We start from the raw sequence: 24,446 nt of genomic DNA, 5'->3' as shown, positions 1-24,446 counted from the left end.
ATGGCCCATGTTAGACATGGGCCTTAAACGGGGAGTTCGCGATCAGCTTTCTTGAGAGATTACGTCGACGGAAAGTCTTTCGGGTCGCTGGCACCTATGCCGTGGCTGGGTGGATTCTTGCACAAGTCGCAGTCACACTCGAAACGTCGCTCAACCTGCCTGGCTGGTTCGACACGGCCATCGTTTCGACATTACTGCTGGGCTTCCCTGTCGCTCTGATTCTGGCCTGGGCATTTGAAATCACACCTGATGGGGTCAAGCTCGCCCTGCGCGAGGAGGACAATCAGGACGGACGCCCCCTCTCCCTGCTCGACATTCTGCTGATCGTCGGCCTTTCTCTAGTGGCAATTGCCGTCGGTTATCAGCTCCTCTCCAAGTCGCGGACGGCGCCAGAATCCAGCCTCGAACAGGCGGCGGCCCAGCTGATCCCTGATGCGGACACTTCCATTGCGGTTCTTCCCTTCGCCGACCTGTCGGACACGGGCGATCAGGAATATTTTTCGGATGGTCTGTCGGAAGAATTGCTGAACGTTCTGGCGCAGGTCGAGGGCTTGAAAGTGGCCAGCCGGACTTCGTCCTTTTCGTTCAAGGACCGCAGTCAGAACATTATGGAAATCGCGACATTGCTGGGTGTCGCACACGTGCTGGAAGGGTCCGTACGCAAATCCGGCGACCGTCTACGCATCACGGCGCAGCTGATCCGCGCTTCTGATGGCTTTCACATGTGGTCGGAAACCTATGACCGGACGCTGGATGATGTGTTCGCCATTCAGGACGATATTTCGAACCGGATCCTCGATGAACTCCGCACCCGGATCATGGGCGATGTTCCAGAGGTCCAGGTCGCCCGAGCGAATGTAACCGCCTTCGATCTTGTCCTGCGCGCGCGTGAAGTCGGATCGACATATTCCGTCCCGGGTCATGTGGCCGCAGCCGAACTTTACCGTCAGGCCATCGATATCGATCCGGATTATGCGACTGCCTATGCAGGCCTCGCGGCGGTTGAATTGCTCAATTCCAATGCCCGTGGTGCGCAAGGTCGACGCCCAATCGCTGAGGTCGCACCGATCGTCAAACCGCTTCTTGACAAGGCGCTTGAGCTCGACCCTGATAGTCCGGGAGTCTGGATGCGGATTGCGCTCTATCGCCAATTTACCCGTGATCTGGACGGAGCAGAAGCGGCTTATAAGCGCGCAAAAAAGCTCCAGCCGAATACGAATATGACCAATTATGCTGTGCTTCTCAGACAGCAAAACCGCCTGAATGACGCCCTCGGGATTCTTGAGCGTGAGCTTGAAACCAATCCGAGAAGCCCAGCCGTACGCTTTGGGCTCGTTTCCGGATATGTCTCTGCGAGGCGCTTTGATGAGGCGCAGAAAATCGTAGACGCCATGTATAGGGAATTCCCGGACCTCAAGGGCAATTTCTCACCTGATTTCGCTCAGGCTGAAGTGCTTCTGGCGCAAGGACAATGGGCCGAGGCGATCAAAGTGTTGGAAAAGGCGTTCGAGGATAGTCCGGATGTCTTGCCGATCAAGTTTCAGCTGGGTTTCAGCTATATCGCGCTTAAGGACTATCCGAGCGCATATGCGATAGGTGAACCGCTTCTTTCGACCTATCTGACGGGTGTGACCGGGAACCCCGAAGCCGCCTTGAACAATGTTCTTCCCATGCTGGGGCCTGGAACGCCTGCTTTTCTTTATGGCGCGTCGATGTTCATGGCTTACCTCAACGGCGACTACGCTATCATCGCAGATAAGATCATACTGGAATGGCCGACTTTGGACGGGCTTAGAGCCTGTGATGACAGCGAATTTATCTTCAATTTCGCCGCAGCAAGCTATCGTGAGCTCGGCAGACAGAATGACCTCGACGATTTGATGGCGTGCTGGAGCGAACTGATCGAAGTTCGCCGTCGCAATGGATATGACAGTAGCGAAGAATGGGTCGAGCGCGCAGGCTATTTCGCATTCCGCGGCGATAAGGAGTCCGCTTTCGACGCATTACAAAAGGCATCGAATCCAGCCCTGACCGTGACCGAGATCGAGGTCTTCCTCCGTGCCATGAGTCTCGATCAGGACCCGCGGGGACGGGCAATACTGAACCGTCACTATGCCGACATCAACCGCGAGCGCGCTAAGCTGGGCCTCGATGCAGTCGAGCCGCCTCAGTAACGCGGCGGCGGCGTCCAAGGCGCATACGCGAAGGCTGACAGCTCGGATGGCAGCACTGGATCATAAGGCGCGGCGAAGTCGAAGGGGGCGTTGGTCTCGCTCCAGACATTCACATGCTTCCCGCCGACAAACCGGATCAGGCAGACACAGCCCCAGCGCGTCCCGAACGGGCCGTGCGGAATGGCGGGCGGTCGCCAGAAATAGGCCCCAGGTGCCATCGTCCCATGCGGACCGGTCAGCGATCCTGAAATCACATAGGATTCTTCCACAATCGGATGATGTTCCTGCGGGCCTTCGCTGCCGGGAGGTTCGGAGTGCGGCAGGATCATGGACAAAAAGGTCCTTTCGCCTGTCACAGGATCCTTCCGTAGATCTTTTCTCGATATGCCCAGATGCGCCAGTTTGGGGTCATTCAGCGTCATGTCCCACGGCATGTGCAGCGCGTCGATATGGATCGGATCGGATGCGGGCGACTGATCGCCGCGATAGAGGTCCGGCTCCCGATTGAGAAAGGTCAGCACGACGGCACCCGCCGGGGCCGACATATCATTGCCGCCATGACGGGCCGGAATGAAGCCGTAGTGGTCGTGCGAATAGTTCTCGCCATCGACGATCAGCTGACCATCCAGCACATAGAATTCTTCATCCGCAACGATCCGGTGATCGCCCGCGCGACGCCAGCCCGCCGGATAACGGATCAAGGCGCTGCAGGCACCTGTTTCTTCGTCACGGCTGAGAAATTTATACTCCGCATCGGGTCGCGCCGCGCCAGAGCCGATACGTCGCCATGGTAGCAGCTGCGCCTGAATGAATTCGATATGGGGTCGCATCGCTGTGCCCTCCAAATGGAAAGCACATTGTGTCACAGTCGGAGGCGGTTGGCGTGACGTCGGTCACGTACGTTCGGTGCCGCCCCGAAGAGCGGCCCCGAAACCGGCTTGAGCGCGGCGCTTAGTCGGACGACACCGGAGCCATGCCGGCATCGACGGATCCATGCGCCCTGCGGGTACCTGGAATACGGATATCCTCGACCAGATCCTGCACGTCCTGCGGCGGCGGCGCTGTAACGAGCGACACAATGATACCCACAGCCAGCGACACCCACATGAAGACGAAGCCGATACCTTCCGGCGAAACACCGAACAGCCACAGATCCGGGTTCTCGTTGATGAACTTGAAATAGTAGATGTAGCTGAACGTCGTGATCAGCCCCACCAGCATGGCGCTGATCGCGCCTTCCTTGTTCATGCGTTTCCAGAAGATCCCGAGGAAGATCACCGGGAACAGAGACGCAGCCGCTAATCCAAACGCAAAGGCGACAACCTGCGCGACAAAGGGCAGGCTGGACGCGAACGCCCCCAGCGTCGCCGATGCCACCACGGCGACAGCGGCAGCGCTGCGTGCGGCGAACATCTCCTGTTTTTCCGTCATGTTCGGCGTGAAGGTTCGCTTCATCAGATCATGACTGACAGCGGAACTGATCACCATCAGGAGGCCCGCGGCGGTCGACAGCGCTGCCGCCAGCCCCCCGGCCACGACCAGACCGATCACCCAACCTGGCAGGTTGGCGATCTGTGGGTTGGCCAGCACGAAAATGTCGCGATTCGGTACGACCTCATTGGCGACGCCGTCGGGCGCATCGGGGCCACGATATTGCATGATACCGTCACCGTTCAGATCGTCATAGGCGAGCAGGCCCGTGGTTTCCCACGTCTTGTACCATTCCGGCACCGGCTTGCCGCCATCGGCGAGGATCTCGGCTGAACGCCGCTCATAGTTCTCGTCATCGGCAATATAGGTTGCCTCATTCACCGTATCGATGAAGTTCATCCGGGCGAACGCGCCGACCGCTGGTGCGACTGTGTAGAGCAAGGCGATAAACAGCAGCGCCCAACCAGCCGACTTGCGTGCAGCTCGCGCGGAGCTGACCGTGAAGAAGCGAATGATGACATGCGGCAGTCCGGCCGTGCCGAACATCAGCGCCGCCGTGATGCAGAACACGTCGATCTTGGCTTTGGTCGTTCCGGTATATTCCTTGAAACCCAGATCCGTGACCAGCGTGTTCAGCTTTTCCAGCATGGGAACGTCTGTCCCCGCCGCATTGCCGATAAAGCCGAGTTGCGGAACGAAGTTCCCTGTAATGGCCAGGCTGATGAAGATGGCCGGGACCGTATAGGCGAAGATCAGCACGACATATTGCGCGACCTGCGTATAGGTGATGCCCTTCATCCCGCCCAGTACCGCGTAGAAAAACACGATGGCGGAGCCGATGAAGATCCCGACATTGAAGTTCACGCCCAGGAAGCTTGAGAACGCCACGCCGACGCCTTTCATCTGTCCGGCAATATAGGTGAAGGACACGATCAGCGCACAGACGACCGCGATGACGCGGGCGACCTTGGAATAATAGCGGTCACCAACGAAATCCGGCACGGTGAACTTGCCGAATTCGCGCATGAAGGGCGCCAGCAAGAGCGCCAGCAGCACATAACCCCCAGTCCACCCCATCAGGTAGACGGACCCACCATAACCCAGAAACGCGATCAGGCCTGCCATGGACAGGAAGGAGGCGGCAGACATCCAGTCTGCGCCCGTAGCCATACCATTGAGCGCCGGGTGAATATCGTGGCCGGCCACGTAGAAGTCTTCCGTCGAGCCGGCCTTCGCCCAGATGGCAATGCCGATGTAGAGACCGAAGGTCGCGATGACAAAGAAATAGGTCCAGAATGTCTGATCCATCGCTCTAACCTCCCAATCCGAAGCGACGTTCCAGTCGCGTCATCTGGATGCAGTAAACCACGATCAGCAGCAGGAAGACATAGATCGATCCGTTCTGCGCGAACCAGAAGCCCAGCGGCGCACCGCCGATCGAAAAAGCGTCCAGGGCCTCTCGGAACAGAATGCCAGCCCCGTAGGATACGGCGAACCAGACGAACAGAAGCCCGATGGTCAATCGCTTGGTCGCTTTCCAGTAGGCCGCCTGATTGGCCTTATTCGTCGCTGCGCCCGATTCCGTGTCCGGCATGATCGTCTCCCCTTGCTGCGTCGGCGGCCCTGTTGATCGGGCGTTGGCCAAGCATGTCCGACAGATAGGCCGGATGCAACAGGATGGCGAGCTTCAGGCGGCGTTTCTGACGGGAAAACTTACCGCTCAGACGATGGGGTCCGTCGTCAGTTTGCCGACATCCGTCCCAATCACTCTCGCGCGAGTGACATCATCGCGGTAGTGGCGCGCTGCGATGAGGTAGAAAACGACTGAAGCTGCGTTCAGAACAAGCAGGTAGAGGAGCGCGCGCGCGATCGAACGCGTGCCAAGCTCCTCAGCAAAAGCATCGGACAGAACACCGACCAGAACAGGACCGATCCCGATTCCGATCAATGTCAGACAGAGCAACATTACGGCAGAGGCCATGGCCCGCATGCGCGGCGGGGCCAGTTCCTGCATGGCAGCGTAGGAGATGGATGCGTAGATCAGCCCGAAAAAGCTGGGAATCGCATAGAGTGCGTATGCCGCCATCTTGGTCTCGACCAGCAGGAAAGCGGCCGCGAAGGGCAAGGCCAGCAGAGTTGTCAGGGCGATGATCCAGGGTCGCCACCGCAGGTCCTTGGCCGATAGCCGGTCACAGACCTTGCCGATAACGATGGCACCAATCCCACCGACACCGCCCAGCAACAGCCCCAGTGCAATTCCAAGTTCGCCCAGTGCCACGCCGTGAACCCGGATAAAGTAGAGCGGCACGCCTGTCAGAAAAGCATTGGCCGACACGCATATAAACACGCCGCCTAATAACATGAATACCATGGCTTTCTGCGACAGGAAAAATACAATGGTTTCGGACAAGGGCGGAGCCTTGCCCGTATCGGCGATCGCGTCGGCGGCCCCGCGCTTGGGTTCGGCCACCGTCGTCATCAGCAATAATGCCAGCAGCAGGCCGGGCACACCGGCGACGAAAAAACCAACCCGCCAGCCGTAGCGCTCGGCGATGATCCCGCCCAGCATGAAGCCGACCAGAATGCCGATGCTGATGCCGGTCGTGTAGATGCCGAGTGCGAATGCGCGTTCATTGGCCGGAAACCGGTCAGAAATCATGGAGGTTGCGGGGGGCGTTCCGCCGGCTTCGCCGATCCCGACACCCATCCGCGCCAGCGCCAGATGCCAAAAGTTCTGCGCGAACCCGCTCAGCGCTGTCATGCCTGACCAGATTGTCAAAGCGATCGTGATGATATTGCGGCGATTACCCCGATCAGCCCAAGCCGCAAATGGTATGCCGAGCGTCGCGTAGAAGGCTGCGAACAGAAACCCTGTCAGCATGCCAAGCTGCGTATCGGACAGACCGAATTCCAGCTTGATCGGTTCCTGCAGGATCACCATCACCTGACGGTCGACATGGTTGAAGGCATAGACCAGCGTCAGCACGGCCAGCAGATACCAGCGATTTTCGGATTTCTTCATGATCCGTTTCCGGTTCTGGCAGCCAGCGTGCGGATGGCTGTCGCGACTTCATCGACGGCTTCGGATTGTGGCATGTGACCAACCTGGTCGAGAATGCGCACACTCGCATGTGGCATATGTTCGGCAAAAATATCAGCATGCTCTGGCGGCAGAACCGTGTCTTTGGCTCCCCATAAAATAAGGGTGGGAGCCTCAACCTTGGCCATATCGCCCGCCGGGTCCGGCAAGGTGAAACGCTCGGCCCGGGCGACAAATGCATCGCCATTGCCAGGCATCGCCATCAGGTCTGCAAACCGCGTCACCATCGCGTCTGTAACGCGCGTCGTGTCGCCATGCATGGTCTGCAGCGCTGTTCGCACACCGGCTTTCGGCGCATTTTCAAGATAGAAACGCAACATCATGGGCGCTTCGAGCGGAGTCTCGCCCACACCATTATGCGGCACGCCGCCCGGCGCGAGAAGAGCAAGTCCGGAGACGCGGTCCGGATCAAGAGCCGCATAACGCCACGCCGCCAGACCTCCCAGCGAGTTCCCAACGATTATCGCCTCACTCGTCTTCGTGGCATCGAGAAAATCGCCGACAAACGCCGTGAGAGCTTCATTCGAATAATCGTCACCCGCCGGTAGACCGGACAGGCCATGCCCCGGCAGATCGGGGCGTAGTATATGAAAGTCTGTATCCAGTTCGGCCGCCAGGGCGTCCCATGTGTGCAGCGAGTCCGTGAAACCATGAAGCATCAGAAGGGTCGGCCCAGTCGCCGGCCCGCTTTCGCGGTAGCGGACCGATTGTCCGCCGATCTCGATCATGCGGTCCGAATCCGTAAAATAGGCACTGTTCGCGGGATCACTGCTGACCTGATCAGCGCCGTTGCAGGCGATCAGACAGAGGGACACGCATATGGTCACGGTCAGACGGATCATGCGAAAGGCTCCAGAAATGCGCGAATGGCCGTGATCGCAACGGGTTCGGTCAACATCGGCGCATGCCCCCGTCGGGGAACGCTCACCAACCGTGCCGCGCTACGGTTTTGCACCATATGTTCAGCCGTTTCTGCGGACAGAATATCCGACGTCTCACCGCGAATTATAAGCGTCGGCAAGTCTTCAAGGCCATGATAAAGCGGCCAGAGGTCGGGCGGGACCGTCGACACCTTATCCTCGCCAAGCCCCTGACTGATGACCGGATCATAGCGGAAGCGCACGCGCCCATCATGGTCCTCCTCGCAGACATTAGCGGCAAAATCTCGCCAGTCGGTCTGCGAAAAGTCTGGAAAAATGTCCGGTCCCTGAGCCTGAATGGCTGCGATGGCTCCGTCCCAGTCTTCAAATTCCATGGCCTGCCCGACATAGCCTGCCAGACGCGCAAGACCTTTCGGATCGATCTCAGGCCCGATGTCGTTGATTATGGCCGCCTGGAAAAGCCCGGGCTCCATGTTGGCCAGCATCATCGTCATCAAGCCGCCCATCGATGTGCCGACAGCGATGACCTGATCAAGCGCCAAATCCGACAGCAAGGCCAGCATATCTTTGCAATAGACATCCGGGCGATAGCGGGTCGGATCCGGATCATAGGCGGAATGTCCCCGCCCCCGCTGATCCACACTGATCGCCGGCCAGTCCGGCAACTGCTGCAATAACGCATGAAAATCGGCCGAGTTGCGGGTCAGGCCATGCATACAGAGCAAGGGCGTTCGCCCCGCCGTGCCGTTGTAAATGCGGGCATAAAGCGTCAGACCGTCTTCGCTCTGATAATGATGGTCGGTCCAGCGCCTAGTCATATTCGGTCCCGGAGAACTGTGCCCGTAATTCGCGTTTCAGCACTTTTCCGTTAGGGTTGCGCGGCACTTCGTCAACCAGCTTCACGTCCGCAATGCGCTGCTGCTTGCCCAAGCGGGCATTCGCCCACTCCCGCAGGGCCTTGACATCAAGCCCGTTACCTTTGGACGCAATGATCGCCAGCGGCGTCTCACCCCATTTGCGGCTAGGAACGCCGATGACAGCCACATCGGATACACCCTCATGCGAGGCCAGAACGGCTTCGATGTCTTGCGGATAGATGTTCTGACCGCCCGAGAGGATCATGTCCTTCTTGCGGTCGACCACATAAAGATAGCCATCCGCGTCCAGCCTCCCAATATCGCCGGTTCGTAGCCAGTGCTGACCGTTGGCATCGACATAGGTTGCGTCACGCGTCGCATCGTCCCGGTTAAGATAGCCGGGCATCAGAAATCGACTCGTCATCAGGATTTCACCGCTTTGTCCCGATGGGCACAGCTGGTCTGTCTCATCGAGAATCATCAAGTCTGACCCCGGGAGCGGCAGTCCGCAGGACGCCATCCGCCCAGTGGCATCCTCCGGGTCAAGCGTCGTGATGACGCCTTCCGTCAGTCCGTAAAGCTCCGTAATGCCACAGTCGAAGCGGGAGAAAATGCGCTCACGGAGATCCGGGCGCAGTGGCGAGCCGGCACTGACCATTCCGCCGATTGCAGAGGTATCGACTTGAGGGCCCGGATCCGCATCAATCAGACGCTCGAACAGGATCGGCACCATCGAGAAATGGGTGACGCCATGTTTTGCGATTGCGGTCCAGCACATGTCCGCATCGAAGCGGTCCGCGACCAAAAGACTGCCGCCAAAAACAACCGATGACAGCATGCCGACCCAAGTGATGTTGCTGTACAGACCGATCGTTACCATTACACGGGACTGGCTGTTGTATCGCAGCGCACTGGCCAGATCATAGGCCCAGTCGATTCGACCCTGATGTGTGTGAACGATGCCTTTGGGTTGTCCGGTTGTGCCGGACGAATATATGATATTGAGGATGTCGTCAGGCTGGACCCGGTCTGTCGGTTCTTCGGTCGAGCCTGTTTTCACCCAGTCCGCGTAACGCGTCCAGCCTGCGGCCTCCCCGGCGCAAATGCGCAAGCCGGGTGCCTCGCGCCCCATGGTCGTCAGCAACCGATCGATACGTGCTGCGTGTGCCGCACTCACGAAAATCGCATCCGCCTGACAATCTGCGATCATGGCCCGGATGGCCGCATCGCTGACGGAGAGGTTGAGCGGAGCCGACGCTACTCCCGCCTTCATCAGCCCGAACAGGAGCTCGGTCATGGCGCGGCCATTATCCATGAAAATAACGGCCCGTTTCCCACGCGACACGCCGTCCGCATGCAGGGCGTTAGCGACCTGGTTCATCCGCCCATTAAAGTCCCGCCAACTCAGGCTCTGCCCGTCGACGAGCAGCGCAGGTTTGTTACCCCGCCATTTCGCGTGAAGCCGGAAATAATCCGGAAAAAGAGGGCGCATCGGTTTAATCGTCATGCGTAGAAAAGCCCAATATCTGACGCTGGACATTTGACGCTGAACGGCCCGCGCCGCATAAGCAGGCAACCGCGTGATGCGGAGAGGACAGCACGACCGTGGCCGAAAAACCTTCCCGCAAGACACGCATTCTGGATGCCGCCGAGCAGCTGTTTGCAGAGCATGGCTATGACGGCGTGACCCTGCGCCAGATTGCGACGCTGGCTCATGTCGATGTCGCGCTGACCAGCTATCATTTCGGCAGTAAGGATAATCTTTTCCGATCCGTATTCGAGCGCCGCGCCGTAGTTCTGAACGATGTTCGCGCGCAGGCGCTGGATGCGTGCATGGCGGCTGCGGCGCCGCATCCGCCCCAGCTGGAAGCCGTGATTGAGGCCTACCTTCGCCCGCTGGGCGATATTCAGGGCGCGGCGGATGAGGGCTGGCGACACTATCTCTCTCTCGTGGCCTGGGTGAACAGTTCGACCGAATGGGGCAACGAACTGATGACCGAATATTTCAACCCGTTCGTGCAGCGTTTTATCGAAGTGCTGCGGACGGTTTTGCCGGACGCGGATGAGCAGGCCCTGTTCTGGGGCTATCAATTCATGTCCGGGGCATTGACACTGACCTTTGCCGATACGCGACGCATGGACCGCCTCTCGGGCGGCGCGGCGTCTTCGACCAAGACCGCGACGGGGTATGATCACATGATCCCCTTCGTCGCGGCCGGCTTTCGCCAGATCTGCGGTCATACGCACTGACGCGACCGAGCGTCCTTGCCTAATAGTTGAACCCGATGGTCGCCGTGACGGTCAGCGGTGGGCGGTAGAAGGCCGAATAGGCCCCATCAACGCCGAGCTGCGATGGCGTCACGAAGTTATAGGCAGCCACGCGTGCGCGCTCATCTGTGAGGTTACGGCCAAAAATTCCAACTTCCCAGCGACCGCTTGGGGCGACCCAGTTCGCACCCAGATCGATCGTAGTATAGGCTTCGGGATCAAGCGCAGGCCCGCCACTGGGGAAGACTGCGCTGGTCCCCGCACCGAAGCCGGGATTGGCGACATTGAACAGGAAATATTCGTCGCGGAAATTGGCTGAGCCCGTGAGGGTCAGATCCCCACCGCCAACATCGGACGTATGAACGAACCCGAAACGCGACGTCCATTCCGGCGTATTCTGCGTCACGAACCCATTGGCGATATTCACACCGCCGGAGATGATTTCCTCAATGTCGGCATTGATGTAACCGACCGCACTAGACAGAGTCAGATTATCCGTGACGCGGAAGGCTCCTTCGAATTCAACGCCGAGATATTCGGATGCACCCGCATTGAACACGGATGAGACAAAAGTGTCATTGACGCCGTCATTATCGGTATCGACACCTTCCTGAACCGTGATCTGCTGATCGGTGTAATCCGCCATGAACCCGGCCAAGCTGTAGGTCAGGCGGTTATCCAGCAGCGAGCCTTTGACACCGAGCTCGTAGCTGTCGACAAATTCCGGACTGAAACCTTCACGCGTCACGCCTGTCGGGTCCAGATCGGCCCGTGCACGAGGGTCGAAGCCACCCGCCTTGAACCCTTGCGAGAAGGATGCGTAGACATTGGTCTCAGGCGTCAGCTCATAGGACAAGGCGATCCGCGGCGTGAACTCCTCATCCTCGCGCTCCAGACCGGTATAACCCGTCTGGGTCGCCAGGAAGAAGGAGGTTGCATTGGCAGGGTCGAACGAACCCGAGCCCAGACCTAACCAGACTTCGCGTGTTACATCCGCAACCGTCTTGTCGCGCGTGAAGCGGGCCCCGAGCGAGATATCGAACCGGTCTGTCAGCGCATAGGTAAAGTCGGCATAAGCGGCGAGATTTTCCTTCTGCTGATCCCCTGCCTGGTAGATTGTCAGGCCAAGGCCACCGAGAACAACGTCGAATGCGCCAGACGCTTCGCCGTCCAGATAGTAGAGACCGGCAATACCGGACAGACGGTCCGTATCGAACAGAAGCTGCAATTCCTGACTGAACTGGCTATCATTGTAAAAGGCCGGAACGTCGAAATCCGGTTGCGGAAGGGCGTCGAAATCAATCGGAGTCGTCGTGTCGCCTTCACGGTAGGCCGTGATCGATTTCACCGTCATAGACTCACTGACGTCCCAGGCCGCAGTAAAGGACAGCCCTTTCGTCTTAACCTCATTCGCGTCGCCGACCCCGGCGCGCGTATCATAGACATTGTCGGTGACCGGAAAGGCCCCATTTGCGCTTGGCAACAGACGGTGGCCATGTTTGGCATTGCTGTCATCATCGGTCATGTCGGCAGAGAGGCGGAAATCCAGAGCGTCGGTCGGCATCCAGCGAGCGCTGAGACGTCCAGCCAGAATATCCTTATTATAGTGATCGGAACCGGTATTCAGATTGTCGCCGAAACCATCGCGATTATAGCGCGCGACCGAACCGCCGACCGCAAAGGTCTCGCCCAGCGGAAACGATCCCGATAGGATCTGATCGAACTGATTATAGCTGCCGACATTGATGCGGGCATTCAGAGTTGGCGCGTCGAGATCGAGACCCTTCGTCACATATTTGATTGCGCCGCCAATCGTATTGCGGCCATAGAGCGTGCCTTGCGGACCACGCAGAACTTCGATCCGGTCAACGTCGAAAATATCGAGCACAGCCCCTTGCGGACGGGCGACATAGACATCGTCAACATAGATGCCGACGCCCGGCTCGAAGCCCCAGAGCGGATCTTGCTGACCGACACCGCGGATGAAGGCGATCAGTGTGGAGTTGGACCCGCGCGCCACTTCGACTGTCGCGTTGGGTGTGAATTTCGCGATATCGGTAATATCGATCGCGCCTGTTTCGGCCAGCATATCACCCGACACAGCCGTGACGGATATCGGCACATCCTGAATATTCTGCGCGCGCCTTTGTGCCGTGACGATAATTTCGTCATCGACCTGCGCGAACGCGACCGGGGCGGTCCCAACCGCCATAAGTGCCGCCAGAGACACCTGAACCATCATCGACTTTGACATAGTTTCCCCAATTCCATTATTTTCAACACTTGTTGAATTTCAACAGCTGTTGAAACGAGATCGGGTCGGAGTCAAGTCAGATTACAATCCCCATGGCAATCAGTCCCAACCTGTTGCCAAATGGCCACGCCAACGCTCTCGCCCTCCACGATCAAGAGATGCGATGAAATGATAGGGGGCGGGTGACAATTCTTAGCGGCGTTGGCGCCTTCGTTGACGGGTGAGCATGTCTTCCAGTTCGGCCCGGTCGATATTGCCGTCGCCGTTAAAGTCGGCACGGTCCAGCAGCGAGCCTTGCGGTCCGTCAAATTCGTTCAGGGAGATGCGACCGTCCCGGTTTCGGTCCATCCGCCGGATTGGATCCACGCCACGACGCCCGCGCTGCGGCGCGGAATTCGCCTGATCGCGCAGGGCCTCGACTTCCGAGGCGGTGATGGTCCCGCTTCCATCCGCGTCCATCCGTTCGAAGGCAGCGATGCGGTCCGCTTCGATTTCCGCAAAGGCGATGATCCCATCCCTGTCCGTATCGAGACGGTCGAACAGGCGGTCGGCCATCCTGGCCTGATCGCGATCAGATTGCGGCCCCGCCGGTGGAGGCGGTGCATTGGACGCACAAGCGGCAAGGCCCAAGCCTAGCAAGGCCGTCAGAAGAAAGGAAAAAGGATGGGGCATGGAAATCCGTCTGTCAGAGAGCCTGTCTCTTTAACGGCTTCCAGCCCGAAGTCCTGTGAAATTCAGTCCAGATCGAGCGCGTAGCGGACTGCATCGTGAACGAAGCTCTGTTCGACCACACCGGAGACAACAAATGATCGGGGGCCTTTGGCGTAAATGGCAACATCTTCGCCAGCATGGGTCTCGCCCCGCATCGGGATCGTGGCCTGTTGCCGATAGGCCGGATCGAGCACCTCATCTTCCGTCAACGTGGCGCGCGCGCCATCCGCTGCGCCGGGACCGTTGGCGTAGCCCAGCGTCGTATAGGGCTTCCCATCGCTCCCCCGTGCCAGCCCGTCGCCTTCGCTGTCATAATGAGGGTTCTGTTTCACCAGTCCGAGGATCGGGTTGCCCCGCATCGGATAGCCCGCAATCGTGAAGACATGAGAGTGATCGGCCGTGACCATTATCGTCGTATCCGCATCAGACGTCATCGCGTCTGCGACAGCCACGGCTTCGGCAAAGGCGACCGTGTCCGACAGGGCGTTGAAGGCATTGCCGCCATGATGGGCATGATCGATACGGCCGCCCTCGACCATCAGCACAAAGCCGTCTCCGTCAGCCGACAAAAGCTCGATAGCCTTGGCGGTCAGCTCGGCGATGGTCGGTTGGCGATCTGGTCCGGTCTTGGCGGATGCGAAATCCATATGGCTGGCGTCAAAAAGACCCAGTACACGACCTGTATTGGTCGGCACGGCATCCAGCGCGGCCTTGTCGAAAACGACGGCTCCGCCTGGATTCTTCATCTGCCAGGCATCAATAAGATTGATACCGTCCGTACGGCGTCCCATCACATCAATGAGATCGGGTTCCGGATCGACATCGCGCAGAAATGCCCTGCGGCCACCGCCCAAAGCGACATCGATCATATTAGTGTCGACGAACTGGGTCGCAATATCGCGGCAACCGCCGGACTTTGCACCGTCTGACAGCTCGCCATCATATTCCCAGTTGCGCTCCGATGAATGCGCGTAAGCCGCCGCCGGCGTTGCATGGGTCAAGCGCGCGCTGGAGATCAGACCCAGCTTCAGGCCCGCCTCCGATGCGGCGTCCCAGAAGGTTTCTAGCGAAGCGGCTTCCGTCGCCGAACAATCACCGCGCACCAGTTCAGGACCGACACCCAGCACCCCGGCGCGCGTTTTCACGCCTGTATACATGGCTGTCGCGGTTCCGGCGGAGTCCGGCACTTGCTGATCCGTATTATAGGTCTTGGACAGGGCCGTGTGTGGAAACCGTTCCCATGAGAGTTGATGTTCTTCACCCGGTTTGCCTTCCAGCTGCCCCGCATAGATGCGCGCGGCTGTCACGGTCGAGATGCCCATCCCGTCACCGATGAACAGGATCACATTCTTGGCGGGTGCCCGGTTGGGTTCATAGGCGATCCGTTCCGCCAGAACCGGATTTTCGGCGTCAAAACCAGCATCGGCTTTCGACAGGGTTGTGGTCGAGGCACATCCCGTCATCACCAGTGCCGTACTCAGTAAGAGTGTCATCCGTGCAAAATCGTTCATAGGTCCCATCCTTGATATGAGGCGTTCGGTCAGGCTTCGATGACGCCGGGGCGTCCATTTTCGACAACCCAGGTGCCGCGCGTCGTAGCGCCTGCATTCGGATCATAGACACTGTCCATGGCGCGTAATGTCGCCGTCCAGCGATCCTTGGTCACATCCATGAAAGTGTGGCCCCGCTGCCGATCATCGAAAAATTTGATGTGCGGATTATCCGGCAGCATGCGGGAGAAGCGCCCATAGGCGTAGCTATGCGCCGTAATCGACGTCGTCACGAATTCCGATCCGACGACCGGGCTGTCTTCCTGATTGAAGCGCGGCTTCAGATCGCCGACCCACCAGCTATGCATATCTCCGCCCAGCGCGACGAAGTTCTTGGGCTTGCGATATTCCACCGTGTCGAGAATGCGTTCGCGCGTCGGCGCATAACCATCCCAACCATCGGACCAGGCCCCCGGATTGCCGTCGCGGTCTGTCTGATTGAGACGCCCGAACAAGGTCGGCTGGGCCAGAACTTCCCAGGTCGCACCGGAGCGACCGATACCGCGTAGAATGTCGCGTTCCTGCTCCATGCCGAACATGGAGCGTGTTTCGTCCAGCAACTCATCGCACTGAGCCAGCCGGGCACCGCCATCTTCGGGTGTCTGGCAGGCCTGATCATCGCGATATTGCCGCCCATCGGACAGATAGATGGATAGCAGGTCGCCATACTGGAACTGATCGTGGAAATGCATGTAGGGTCCGCGCGGACGGGAGCGCAGACGAACCGGCATATGCTCGTAATAGGCTTGGAACGCGGCCGCGCGGCGTTTGCGGACCTCTTCGACCGGCATATAATTCTCGTCGTTGAAGCCCGCATAATCGTTCACGACCTCATGATCGTCCCAGATCATCAGCCAGGGCACGCGGCGATGCGCTTCCTGCAGAAATGGGTCGAGCTTATACTGGGCATGAATGCGCCGATAGTCGCCCAGATCCATGGCTTCGACCTCTGCCTGCCGCCGGACCTGCGGGCCCCAACTGACCTCGTAGATATAGTCGCCCATATGCAGGATAAAGTCCGGATCCATCTCCAGCAGATCGGTATAGGCATTGAAGAAACCCTGTTCGAAATGCTGACAGGTCACGACGCCGAATTTGGCACGCTCTGTGGGGGCGAGGAATGTCGGAGCCGTCTTGCTGATGCCGGTTGGGCTGGCCTGACCGTCGGCACGGAAGCGGTAGTAATAATCACGAGCGGGTTGCAGTCCCGACACCTCGACATGAACGCTGTGCGCCCATTCGGAAACAGCCCGTTTGCGACCCCGACGCACGATCTTGGAAAATCCGGCATCCTCTGCGACTTCCCAGTCGACATCGATCGATCCCGGCAACGGATCATCCAGCGCCAGCGGGTCCGGTACGATCCGCGTCCAGATGACAAAACCGTCTGAGAGCGGATCACCGCTCGCCACACCGAGCGCGAAGAGATTATCCTCGCCCAGCGCTCCTCGTCCGCTGGACAGCAAGGCCGGGCTCGGCAAAGGCGTCGTCGCCGTCGTCGTTTGGCAGGCCGCCAAGCCCGCCGTTCCAGCCAGTGACGTTAGAAGTGTGCGGCGATCGAATGTCATGCAGTGTCCCTAGCAGGATTTTATGACGCCCTAACGAAAAAGCCCGCCTTCGAAAAGGCGGGCCTGAAAGTTTCAGTGCGTGATGATCGCCGACTAGAAGTCGTAACGTGCACCAAAGCGGATTTCATAGGCTGACGCCTGATTGATCGAGAGCGCTTGGTTCACATGCAGCGTTCCAGGGAATACCGGACGCTCCAGAATGCCCCAGTCGCTGTTGATCAGGTTCGTCAGATTATCGATGACCATGAAGACTTCGGTCCGATCATCGGCACGGAACCCAGGCAGTTCTTGGCTGATGCGCAGATCGACTTTAGTCCAGGTCGGCGATGTGAACTCGTTCCGGGTCGTACCGGGCAGCAGAATGCTGTCGCCATTGCCGTTGCCGAGGAACGGCGTGAAGCCGTAAATGCTGTTGGCAACGCCATCCAGCGTTCTGGAGTAAGGCTGACCAGACTGTGCCTGGAAGAAGGCAAAGACACCTGTGTCATAGTCTTTCAGCAGCCAGTCACGCTGATGCGATACGGCCCCTGTGAAACGGTGCTTTGTATTATAATTGGACCGCGACAGGATCTGCTCCTGCGGATCTGTGAAGGCACGGTTGTTATAGTTCGAGAATGCGACCGAGCTTGTCATCGGCTGAACATCTTCAGCGTCCGAGTAGGCATAACCGACACGCGCGCTCCACCCGTTCTCCCAACGCTTCGACGCGCCGATCGAGGCCACGAAGGCCCGGTTCGATTCGTCAGCATTCGTCAGGACGAAGCTGTCGAGGAGTGGGCTGTCATAGTCAGGAACGGAGATCGAGTAAGGTACACCCTGACGATCGGTTCCTGTCCGTGTCACCAGACCGGCTTGAACCAGATCACCACGCTGGATGATCGCCGTGTTCTCGCTGTCCGACCAGAGCAGATCGGCCTGGAAGAGCCACTGTCCACCGAAGATGTCTTCACCTGTGTTGAAGTCCGGCGTCCAAGTCGCACCCAGCGAGTATTTCCAATCAGACGGAATGACGAAGTCGGGGTCGAGATAGTTGATCTCGAAGTTCCGGCCAACGCCCGTTCCGACACTGTTTGCAAGGTCCTGAGGCACAGCCCAGCCCGGCGCGTTCGGCACACCATCTTCAGCCAAGACATAAGTCAGGGAGAAGAGGTCGATCGCACCGCGCACACGCGCGCCAACCTGGTCGACATTGTTGGACGAGTAGTTGTTGGACAACCAGACATTCGGGTTACCACCGGAGTAGCGACCTGCGCCACCACGCAGCTGCAGCGTATCCGTTGCATCATAGGTGAAGCCCAGACGGGGCTGCCACAGATCGACACCGTCAAAGTTCTGCGCATTGGAGAATCCATAATCAGCAACGAAAGCTGGATTTTCTGTCGGCACATCATTCGATGAGTACCAGTCGTAACGCATACCCGCGATAACCGTCAGCCGGTCTGTCGCGGCCCATTCGTCCTGGACGTAGAGCGTGTTGAGCGCATAGCCCCATTCAGCCGCAGCATCGTCAGGATTCTGAGACGGTGCGTTGTTATATTCGATCTGCGACGCGATTCCGTTGCGGAAATCTGCGACAGAGTCGAACCGGATCGCTGTTTCGGAATGCGGCAAGAACAGGTTGAAAATGTTCAGCTCAGTATATTCTGCACCGAACAGAATATTGTGATCACCCATGGCATAATTACCGCGGAATGAGAGCGCCAGCTGATCATAGTTCAGATCGTTGGACTGGCGTGAATCATCGCTGCCGAGATAGACATCGACATTCGGTGTTTCGATAACGAATTCACCGAAATCTGTGCCACCGACGGAAACCTGACGGTTGTCGAGGTCGAGATAGCTCGCACGGATTTCCGTCGAGAAGTTATCGGTCCAGTCAGAGAAGAGCGCGCCGGAATAGGAGAGCAGCTCTGCGCCACGCTCATAGAGGTGGTTTGAGAATTCCAGCTCATCCGTGTCACCATCGGAGCGTGTGATGTTGTTGCCGTCATTATAATTGAATGTACCCGTCAGACGGTGCTGATCCGTGACGTTCCAATCCAGCTTGAGGAGGAACTTTTCGTCGAAGTTCGGATTGCTGGTCGGGATCGTACCTGGATCATATTGATAGACGTTCTGAGCGATGCTCGCGATTTCGTCGATCTCTGCCTGCGAGATGAACTGTCGCGTGATCGAGGTCTGCGGATAGGTGTTGGCACCTTCCAGCTTGTCGTAAGCGGCAAAGAAGAACAGCTTGTCCTTGATGATCGGACCGCCAAGCGTCAGACCATAGCGGATTTCGTCGTAATCGCCGAAATCGAAGTCCTGTCCACCGGCCACAGTGTTCGGGCGCATGCTGTCATCTGTATAGTCAACGAAAGCAGAACCGCTGAATGTGTTCGTACCGGATTTCGTGACAGAGTTGATGTTACAAGCCGTGAAGCCACCATATTTGACGTCGAATGGCGCGATCTCGACCGAGACCTGCTCCAGCGCGTCGAATGGGAAGGGCTGACGCTCCGTCGGGTAACCGTTAGAGTTCAGACCAAAGCTGTCATTTAGCGCCACGCCGTCCAGCGTGATGGAGTTGAAGCGTGAGCTTTGACCGACACACTGAACCGAGTTGATGTCGCCGCGACCTTCGTCGACGAAGACGCGCGGGTCGATCCGGATCACGTCGGCAATATTGCGGTTGATGGACGGTGCATTTTCGAGCGTATCGATACCGAAGCTGGCGTTCGGACCGATGGCAAGATCGGCAACGACCTGACGCTGGGCCACGACGATGATTTCGTCCATGACGTCAGAGCCGAGCTGGAACGCGAGCTGCGTGTCGTCGCTGAGGTTCAGGCGAACATTTTCGACGCGTTCACCTTGCAGGTTCGGGGCGTTGACTTCAACGTTATAGCTACCGGTGACCGAAAGGTTGCGGATGGAGAAGTTACCGGAACCATCCGTGCGAACAGTCCGGGCAAAGCCCGTGTCATTATTGACGAGCGAGATGGTCGCGTTCGGGACGGCCGTACCAGTATCAGTCTGGACGACGCCGCGAATGGCGGAGGTTGTGACCTGAGCGACAGCGAGGGTCGGCAGCAGGGCGGTTGCGGCAAGCGTGCTTGTCCCGAGCAGGACAGCAGCGCCGAATGAAAGGCGTTTTGACATTGGAGACACTCCGGGAAGTCAGTCTATGTGAGGTGTTGTTCAAAGCGACCGACGGGACACTCCCATCGGCGTTGCGCGGCCCCTAGCAACGGTTTCCGACAGTTATGTGACAGTTCTGCAATGTCTCCTGATGATTCACAGGGCTGTGTCATTTTCGCCACAGGCTTGCTTCTCTTTTGTGCGCGACCCGCTATTGTGGGTGCATGACACAGGCTCGCAAGACAGACTCCGCCATGGCGGCAACGGTAGATGCCCATGGCCGTGACGGCGCACCCAGGATCACTGTGCTCGACTTCACCGATCATGCCCATGACAGTGCAGCTTTCGGACAGCGCCTCCTGAAAGGTATGCGCGAAACGGGGTTTATCGTCATTCGCAACCACACCATCCCCAAAGCCGACGTCGACGCGGTGCAGGCGGCGAGCACTGAGTTCTTTGCCCTACCGGAAGCTGCAAAGTCAGCCTATGCCATGCCGGAGCACCAATTTCAGCGCGGCTATTCGCCATTCGGCACCGAATCGGCAAAAGATCGCGATGCGCCGGATTTGAAAGAGTTCTGGCATGTCGGTCGCGATTCGATTCCGGGGCTGCCCGGATCGCCCTCCGTGTCGGAAATCGAATCTTTTGATAGCGCGACGCGCCGTCTGTTCGCGGAAATGGACCGTTTTGGCTGCACATTGATGCGCGCGATCGGGCAGACCCTCGACATGCCCGCCGATCAGATCACGGCAGCGCTCGACAATGGAAACTCGATCCTGCGCCTGCTGCACTATCCGCCCATGCCGGAGCGCGGCGGAGAAGGACCGTCCGTTCGCGCCGCCGAGCACGAAGACATCAATCTCCTGACCTTGCTGCTGGGCGCGGAAGAAGCCGGACTGCAGGTCAAGCACCGCAGTGGACAATGGTTATCGATCAACGCTCCCGAGGGCGCCGTGGTCGTCAATGCGGGTGACATGCTCGACCGATTGACCGGCGGCGTGATCCCGTCGACCACACACCGTGTCGTCAATCCGACTCGCGAGCGCGCGCCGCATTCCCGCTACTCCATGCCCTATTTTCTGCATCCGGCCAGCGACTTCAGTCTCGAAGCCTTGCCGAAATGTCTGGAAATGGGCGGGACTGCGAAAGCACCGATCACGGCACGGGGCTATCTGAACGAGAGGCTGCGCGAAATCGGTCTTGCTAAAGACTAACCGCCCAAGCCTACCTTGAAGGCTACAGCCCGACCAGAATCCCGGCCAAGGCCGCACTCATCAGATTGGCCAAGCTGGCCGCGAAGACGGCTTTCAGTCCCATCCGGGCAATCTCCGCCTTGCGTTCGGGAATAATCGTTCCCAGCCCGCCCAGCAGAATGCCGATCGATGCGAAGTTGGCAAACCCGCACAGGGCAAAGGTCAGAATTGTAACTGACTTGGGTGACAGCTCGTCCTGTACATCGATCAATGACAGATAGGCGATAAACTCGTTGAGCACGACTTTTTCACCGAAGATTGCGCCGCCAATGCGCGCCTCTTCCCACGGAATCCCGATCGACCACATGACGGGCGAGAAAATCCACCCGAGAATATACTGGATCGACAGGCCGTCGAGACCGAACAATCCGCCGAGCCAGCCCAGCAAGCCATTGACCAGCGCGATCAGGGAAATGAAGGCGATCAGCATCGCCGCGACGGCAATGGCGATCTGAACGCCCGTCTGCGCGCCATTGGCCGCAGCCAGAAAGACGTTGCTATATTCCTTGCGTTCTTCCGCCATCTCGATTTTGGCGACCGGTTCGGCCGCCGCGACATCTTTCGGAACCGGCATGATGATCTTGGCCATCATCAGACCGGCGGGCGCACTCATGAAGGCGGCAGCGATCAGGAAATCCGCGCGAATGCCCATCTCAACATAGCCCGCCATCACGGAGCCCGCGATCGAGGCGAGGCCCGATACCATGATGGTGAACAGCTCGAACTTGGAAATATTCTTCAGATAGGGCTTGAGCGACAGCGGTGCTTCGGCCTGCCCGACGAAAATATTGGCGACCGTATTAAGGCTCTCGATCGGGCGTGTTCCCGTCACCCACTGCATGAAGCGCCCGCCCCATTGCACGATGATCGGCATGATCTTCAGATAATAGAGCACTTCCATCAGCGCGGCGAAGAAGATGATGACCGGCAGCACGCGGACAAAGAAGATGAAACCCAGATTGGACGGATCGCCAAGCGGCCCGAACATGAAGCTGATACCGTCATTGGAGTAGTCGAGCAGGGTCTGGAAGCCGGAGGCCAGCGCACCCAGCGCTGTCTTGCCGACGGGGACAAAGAGAACCAGCACGGCAATCGCGACCTGCAGGGCGAAGCTCGCCAGGACGATACGCGGCGAGATGGCGCGGCGATCCGAAGAGAAGGCAATCGCGATCGCAAACAGCAGCATGATGCCAACAAGGCCGAAGGCAGGATGGTTCATCGAATTGTGTCCCCTTGCGCCCACAGTGCCTCGGCACTGCTGCAGATGGCAGCCGCCTAGCCTGTCTGTTCCAGAAGTTCCAGAACCTGTCTCACAGTCCCTTCCGGGTCGCGCATGATGTCCTCGGCGTCGAGAATCAGGTCGGCATGCACGGCGGATGGCTCGACATGCTGGTCATGCGCCGGGAAGACCTGTTCCGCCAGCTGCTGCCGGACGAATGTGATGGTGCGCCCACGCTCTTCCACATCCCTGTGTTCACGGCGGGCCCGGCGCAGCGTCTCCGGCGCGCGGACAAAAACAGACACATCGCCCAAGGCCGCGATCTTTGGCTGGCTAAGAATCAACGTCCCATCGACAATCAGAACATCACCTTCGGGAACCAGCGGTTCGGACCCAGCCCGCAGCGAGACATTGAAGTCGTAGACCGGAATGTCGGTCACTTCACCTTGGCACAGAGACTCAAGAGCGGCTTTCATTTCGTCCCAGTCGATCGCGTAAGGCTGGTCAAAGTCGAAATCATGACGATCCGCGGCACTGCCCGACGGGCGGTCATGATAGAAGGCATCCTGCGACATTAGAGTCGCGCTCTGGAGTTGGCGCATGATCATGCGCGCCAGATATGTTTTGCCGGACGCACTGCCGCCGCAAATGAACAAGGTCTTCATGAATCTGACCGCGTTGCCCGTCATGCCGAAAGATAATGGCCGCGCCATAAGCCGAAACCGACCTCGAAAGCCAGACCGTTGCGGCATCTCTTATACATGTTCGCGCAGTCCGATCGTTCACGCAGCCCTCACCCTGCATCACGTTCATGCAAAACAGCCCGAATGGCGTTTCATTGGGGCGGTCAATCCGCCATGACGGGCCATGACCGCACCTCACCTCATTCTCTACGGCATGTCCGCTTCGCTCTATACGGGCAAGGTGCGTGCCTATCTGCTGCATCACGGGTTGCCGTTCGAAGAACGCGGCGCAGGACACCCGGAATTCCTGAACCATATCGTGCCGCAGATCGGTCGCTGGATAATCCCGGTCCTGGTCCTGCCGGACGGCACTGTGTTGCAGGACGGAACGTCCATCATCGACCATTTCGAGACCACAGGTCAGGGACGCTTCAGCATTGTGCCCGATGATCCGGTCTTGCGGAGCGTCGCTCACCTCTTCGAGCTGTTTGGCGGAGAAGGGCTGTTACGTCCGGCTATGCATTATCGCTGGAATTTCGATGCCGGTAATCTCGACTTTCTCAAGGTCAGCTTCTCGGAAGCCTTCTCACCGGGTCTGAACCCGGATCAGCAGGCCGCCATGTTCGATCAGGCATCAGGACGGATGCGACAGGCCGCCGCGGCCTTCGGCGTGTCCGCTGAAAGCGAGGCTGTCATCGAAGCCCGCTATACGGAATTCCTATCACTGTTTGACGCCCATCTAAGCCAGCACGCCTTCTTGCTGGGGGGACGCCCGACACTCGGCGATTATGGCTTGATGAACGGCCTCTATGCCCACCTGGCTCGTGATCCGCATCCCGCCCTGATCATGAAGCGCGATGCGCCCCGCATATTCGCATGGACCGAGCGGATGATGCGACCGCCGCGCGATACGCATTTCATCACGGGAGGGTCCGAAGGCCTGGTCGATACCATTCCGTCGTCGCTCAGATCGCTCATGCGTTTTGTCGCCGACGATTTCCTCCCGGAACTGTCGGCGCATATTGCCTTCGCCAATCAGTGGCTGGAGGATCAGTTCGAGGGTCAGGTGAAGAGTCAGCTGCCAGACTCGCGACAGGACGGAATCAAGCGCTCGATCGGCATGGCGCAGTTTGACTGGCATGGCCTGTCGCTCAAGACCGCGGTCATGCCGTACCGGTTCTGGATGCAACAGCGTCTGACGGATCATCTCGAACAGTGCGAGCCGACGACACAATCTGCCATTCGTGAGCTATTCGCCCAGACCGGACTGAACGACATGCTGGACCTGCGGGTCCGTCGTCGTGTCGAACGACGCGACAATCGCGAATATTGGGAAGATGAAATCGCCCCGTAACGGCCTTTCGCGCGGAACGGTCT

The 24,446-nt window shown here is 58.6% G+C and carries 18 protein-coding genes; 4 read left to right on the top strand and 14 right to left on the bottom strand.

Annotated features, from left to right (window positions below; translation table 11 throughout):
* Positions 1 to 101: 101 nt before the first annotated feature.
* Positions 102 to 2,174 (top strand): tetratricopeptide repeat protein, encoded by a 2,073-nt coding sequence (locus AB6B39_RS04885; RefSeq protein ID WP_284373031.1) that lies wholly within the window; start codon positions 102 to 104, stop codon positions 2,172 to 2,174.
* On the opposite strand, the gene AB6B39_RS04880 is transcribed toward AB6B39_RS04885, so the two are convergent.
* The 7 genes from AB6B39_RS04880 to AB6B39_RS04850 form a co-directional block, all read right to left on the bottom strand.
* Positions 2,168 to 3,004 (bottom strand): cupin domain-containing protein, encoded by an 837-nt coding sequence (locus AB6B39_RS04880; protein WP_284373033.1) that lies wholly within the window; start codon positions 3,002 to 3,004, stop codon positions 2,168 to 2,170. The two genes, AB6B39_RS04885 and AB6B39_RS04880, sit on opposite strands and share 7 nt — an antisense overlap.
* A 121-nt stretch (positions 3,005 to 3,125) precedes the next feature.
* Positions 3,126 to 4,913, bottom strand: a complete 1,788-nt coding sequence (locus AB6B39_RS04875; protein ID WP_284373035.1) for a sodium:solute symporter family protein — start codon at positions 4,911 to 4,913, stop codon at positions 3,126 to 3,128.
* A gap of 4 nt (positions 4,914 to 4,917) precedes the next feature.
* Positions 4,918 to 5,199: a DUF4212 domain-containing protein gene (locus AB6B39_RS04870; protein WP_284373037.1), complete on the bottom strand. Its 282-nt coding sequence runs from the start codon at positions 5,197 to 5,199 to the stop codon at positions 4,918 to 4,920.
* 126 nt (positions 5,200 to 5,325) lie between these two features.
* Positions 5,326 to 6,627, bottom strand: coding sequence for a spinster family MFS transporter (locus tag AB6B39_RS04865; RefSeq protein WP_284373039.1), 1,302 nt, complete (start codon positions 6,625 to 6,627; stop codon positions 5,326 to 5,328).
* Positions 6,624 to 7,547: an alpha/beta fold hydrolase gene (locus tag AB6B39_RS04860; RefSeq protein ID WP_284373041.1), complete on the bottom strand. Its 924-nt coding sequence runs from the start codon at positions 7,545 to 7,547 to the stop codon at positions 6,624 to 6,626. Before AB6B39_RS04860 ends, AB6B39_RS04865 begins: the two co-directional genes overlap by 4 nt.
* Complete coding sequence (locus AB6B39_RS04855) at positions 7,544 to 8,404, bottom strand: alpha/beta fold hydrolase (RefSeq protein WP_284373044.1); 861 nt, start codon at positions 8,402 to 8,404, stop codon at positions 7,544 to 7,546. The genes AB6B39_RS04860 and AB6B39_RS04855 overlap by 4 nt, the downstream gene beginning before the upstream one ends.
* Positions 8,397 to 9,950 (bottom strand): class I adenylate-forming enzyme family protein, encoded by a 1,554-nt coding sequence (locus AB6B39_RS04850; protein ID WP_284373046.1) that lies wholly within the window; start codon positions 9,948 to 9,950, stop codon positions 8,397 to 8,399. The genes AB6B39_RS04855 and AB6B39_RS04850 overlap by 8 nt, the downstream gene beginning before the upstream one ends.
* A 98-nt stretch (positions 9,951 to 10,048) precedes the next feature.
* Here AB6B39_RS04850 and AB6B39_RS04845 point away from each other — a divergent pair, with 98 nt between their 5' ends.
* A complete protein-coding gene (locus tag AB6B39_RS04845; protein WP_284373048.1) occupies positions 10,049 to 10,693 on the top strand; it encodes a TetR/AcrR family transcriptional regulator in 645 nt (214 codons plus the stop codon).
* A 19-nt stretch (positions 10,694 to 10,712) separates the two neighbouring features.
* Here the strand turns inward: AB6B39_RS04845 and AB6B39_RS04840 are convergent, their stop codons facing one another.
* The 5 genes from AB6B39_RS04840 to AB6B39_RS04820 form a co-directional block, all read right to left on the bottom strand.
* A complete protein-coding gene (locus AB6B39_RS04840) occupies positions 10,713 to 12,965 on the bottom strand; it encodes a TonB-dependent receptor (RefSeq protein ID WP_284373051.1) in 2,253 nt (750 codons plus the stop codon).
* A gap of 192 nt (positions 12,966 to 13,157) precedes the next feature.
* Positions 13,158 to 13,637, bottom strand: coding sequence for an EF-hand domain-containing protein (locus tag AB6B39_RS04835; protein WP_284373053.1), 480 nt, complete (start codon positions 13,635 to 13,637; stop codon positions 13,158 to 13,160).
* Positions 13,638 to 13,699: 62 nt separating this feature from the next.
* Positions 13,700 to 15,187 carry an alkaline phosphatase gene (locus AB6B39_RS04830; RefSeq protein ID WP_284373055.1) on the bottom strand — a complete coding sequence of 496 codons (1,488 nt, stop codon included), beginning with the start codon at positions 15,185 to 15,187 and terminating at the stop codon, positions 13,700 to 13,702.
* A 29-nt stretch (positions 15,188 to 15,216) separates the two neighbouring features.
* Positions 15,217 to 16,794, bottom strand: coding sequence for an alkaline phosphatase D family protein (locus tag AB6B39_RS04825; protein WP_284373058.1), 1,578 nt, complete (start codon positions 16,792 to 16,794; stop codon positions 15,217 to 15,219).
* Between the two features lie 93 nt (positions 16,795 to 16,887).
* Positions 16,888 to 19,935, bottom strand: coding sequence for a TonB-dependent receptor (locus AB6B39_RS04820; protein WP_284373060.1), 3,048 nt, complete (start codon positions 19,933 to 19,935; stop codon positions 16,888 to 16,890).
* Between the two features lie 233 nt (positions 19,936 to 20,168).
* Between AB6B39_RS04820 and AB6B39_RS04815 the strand changes: the two genes are divergently transcribed.
* Positions 20,169 to 21,128: an isopenicillin N synthase family dioxygenase gene (locus AB6B39_RS04815; RefSeq protein WP_371398699.1), complete on the top strand. Its 960-nt coding sequence runs from the start codon at positions 20,169 to 20,171 to the stop codon at positions 21,126 to 21,128.
* A gap of 22 nt (positions 21,129 to 21,150) precedes the next feature.
* Here the strand turns inward: AB6B39_RS04815 and AB6B39_RS04810 are convergent, their stop codons facing one another.
* Positions 21,151 to 22,386: a NupC/NupG family nucleoside CNT transporter gene (locus AB6B39_RS04810; protein WP_284373064.1), complete on the bottom strand. Its 1,236-nt coding sequence runs from the start codon at positions 22,384 to 22,386 to the stop codon at positions 21,151 to 21,153.
* 56 nt (positions 22,387 to 22,442) lie between these two features.
* Positions 22,443 to 23,051 carry a uridine kinase gene (locus tag AB6B39_RS04805; RefSeq protein ID WP_284373067.1) on the bottom strand — a complete coding sequence of 203 codons (609 nt, stop codon included), beginning with the start codon at positions 23,049 to 23,051 and terminating at the stop codon, positions 22,443 to 22,445.
* 202 nt (positions 23,052 to 23,253) lie between these two features.
* Between AB6B39_RS04805 and AB6B39_RS04800 the strand changes: the two genes are divergently transcribed.
* On the top strand, positions 23,254 to 24,423 hold the full coding sequence (locus AB6B39_RS04800; RefSeq protein ID WP_284373069.1) for a glutathione S-transferase family protein: 1,170 nt from the start codon (positions 23,254 to 23,256) through the stop codon (positions 24,421 to 24,423).
* Positions 24,424 to 24,446: the final 23 nt, after the last annotated feature.

The sequence above is a fragment of the Algimonas porphyrae genome (assembly GCF_041429795.1).
Taxonomy (GTDB): domain Bacteria; phylum Pseudomonadota; class Alphaproteobacteria; order Caulobacterales; family Maricaulaceae; genus Litorimonas; species Litorimonas porphyrae.
This window is presented reverse-complemented; position numbering and strand designations above follow the sequence as displayed.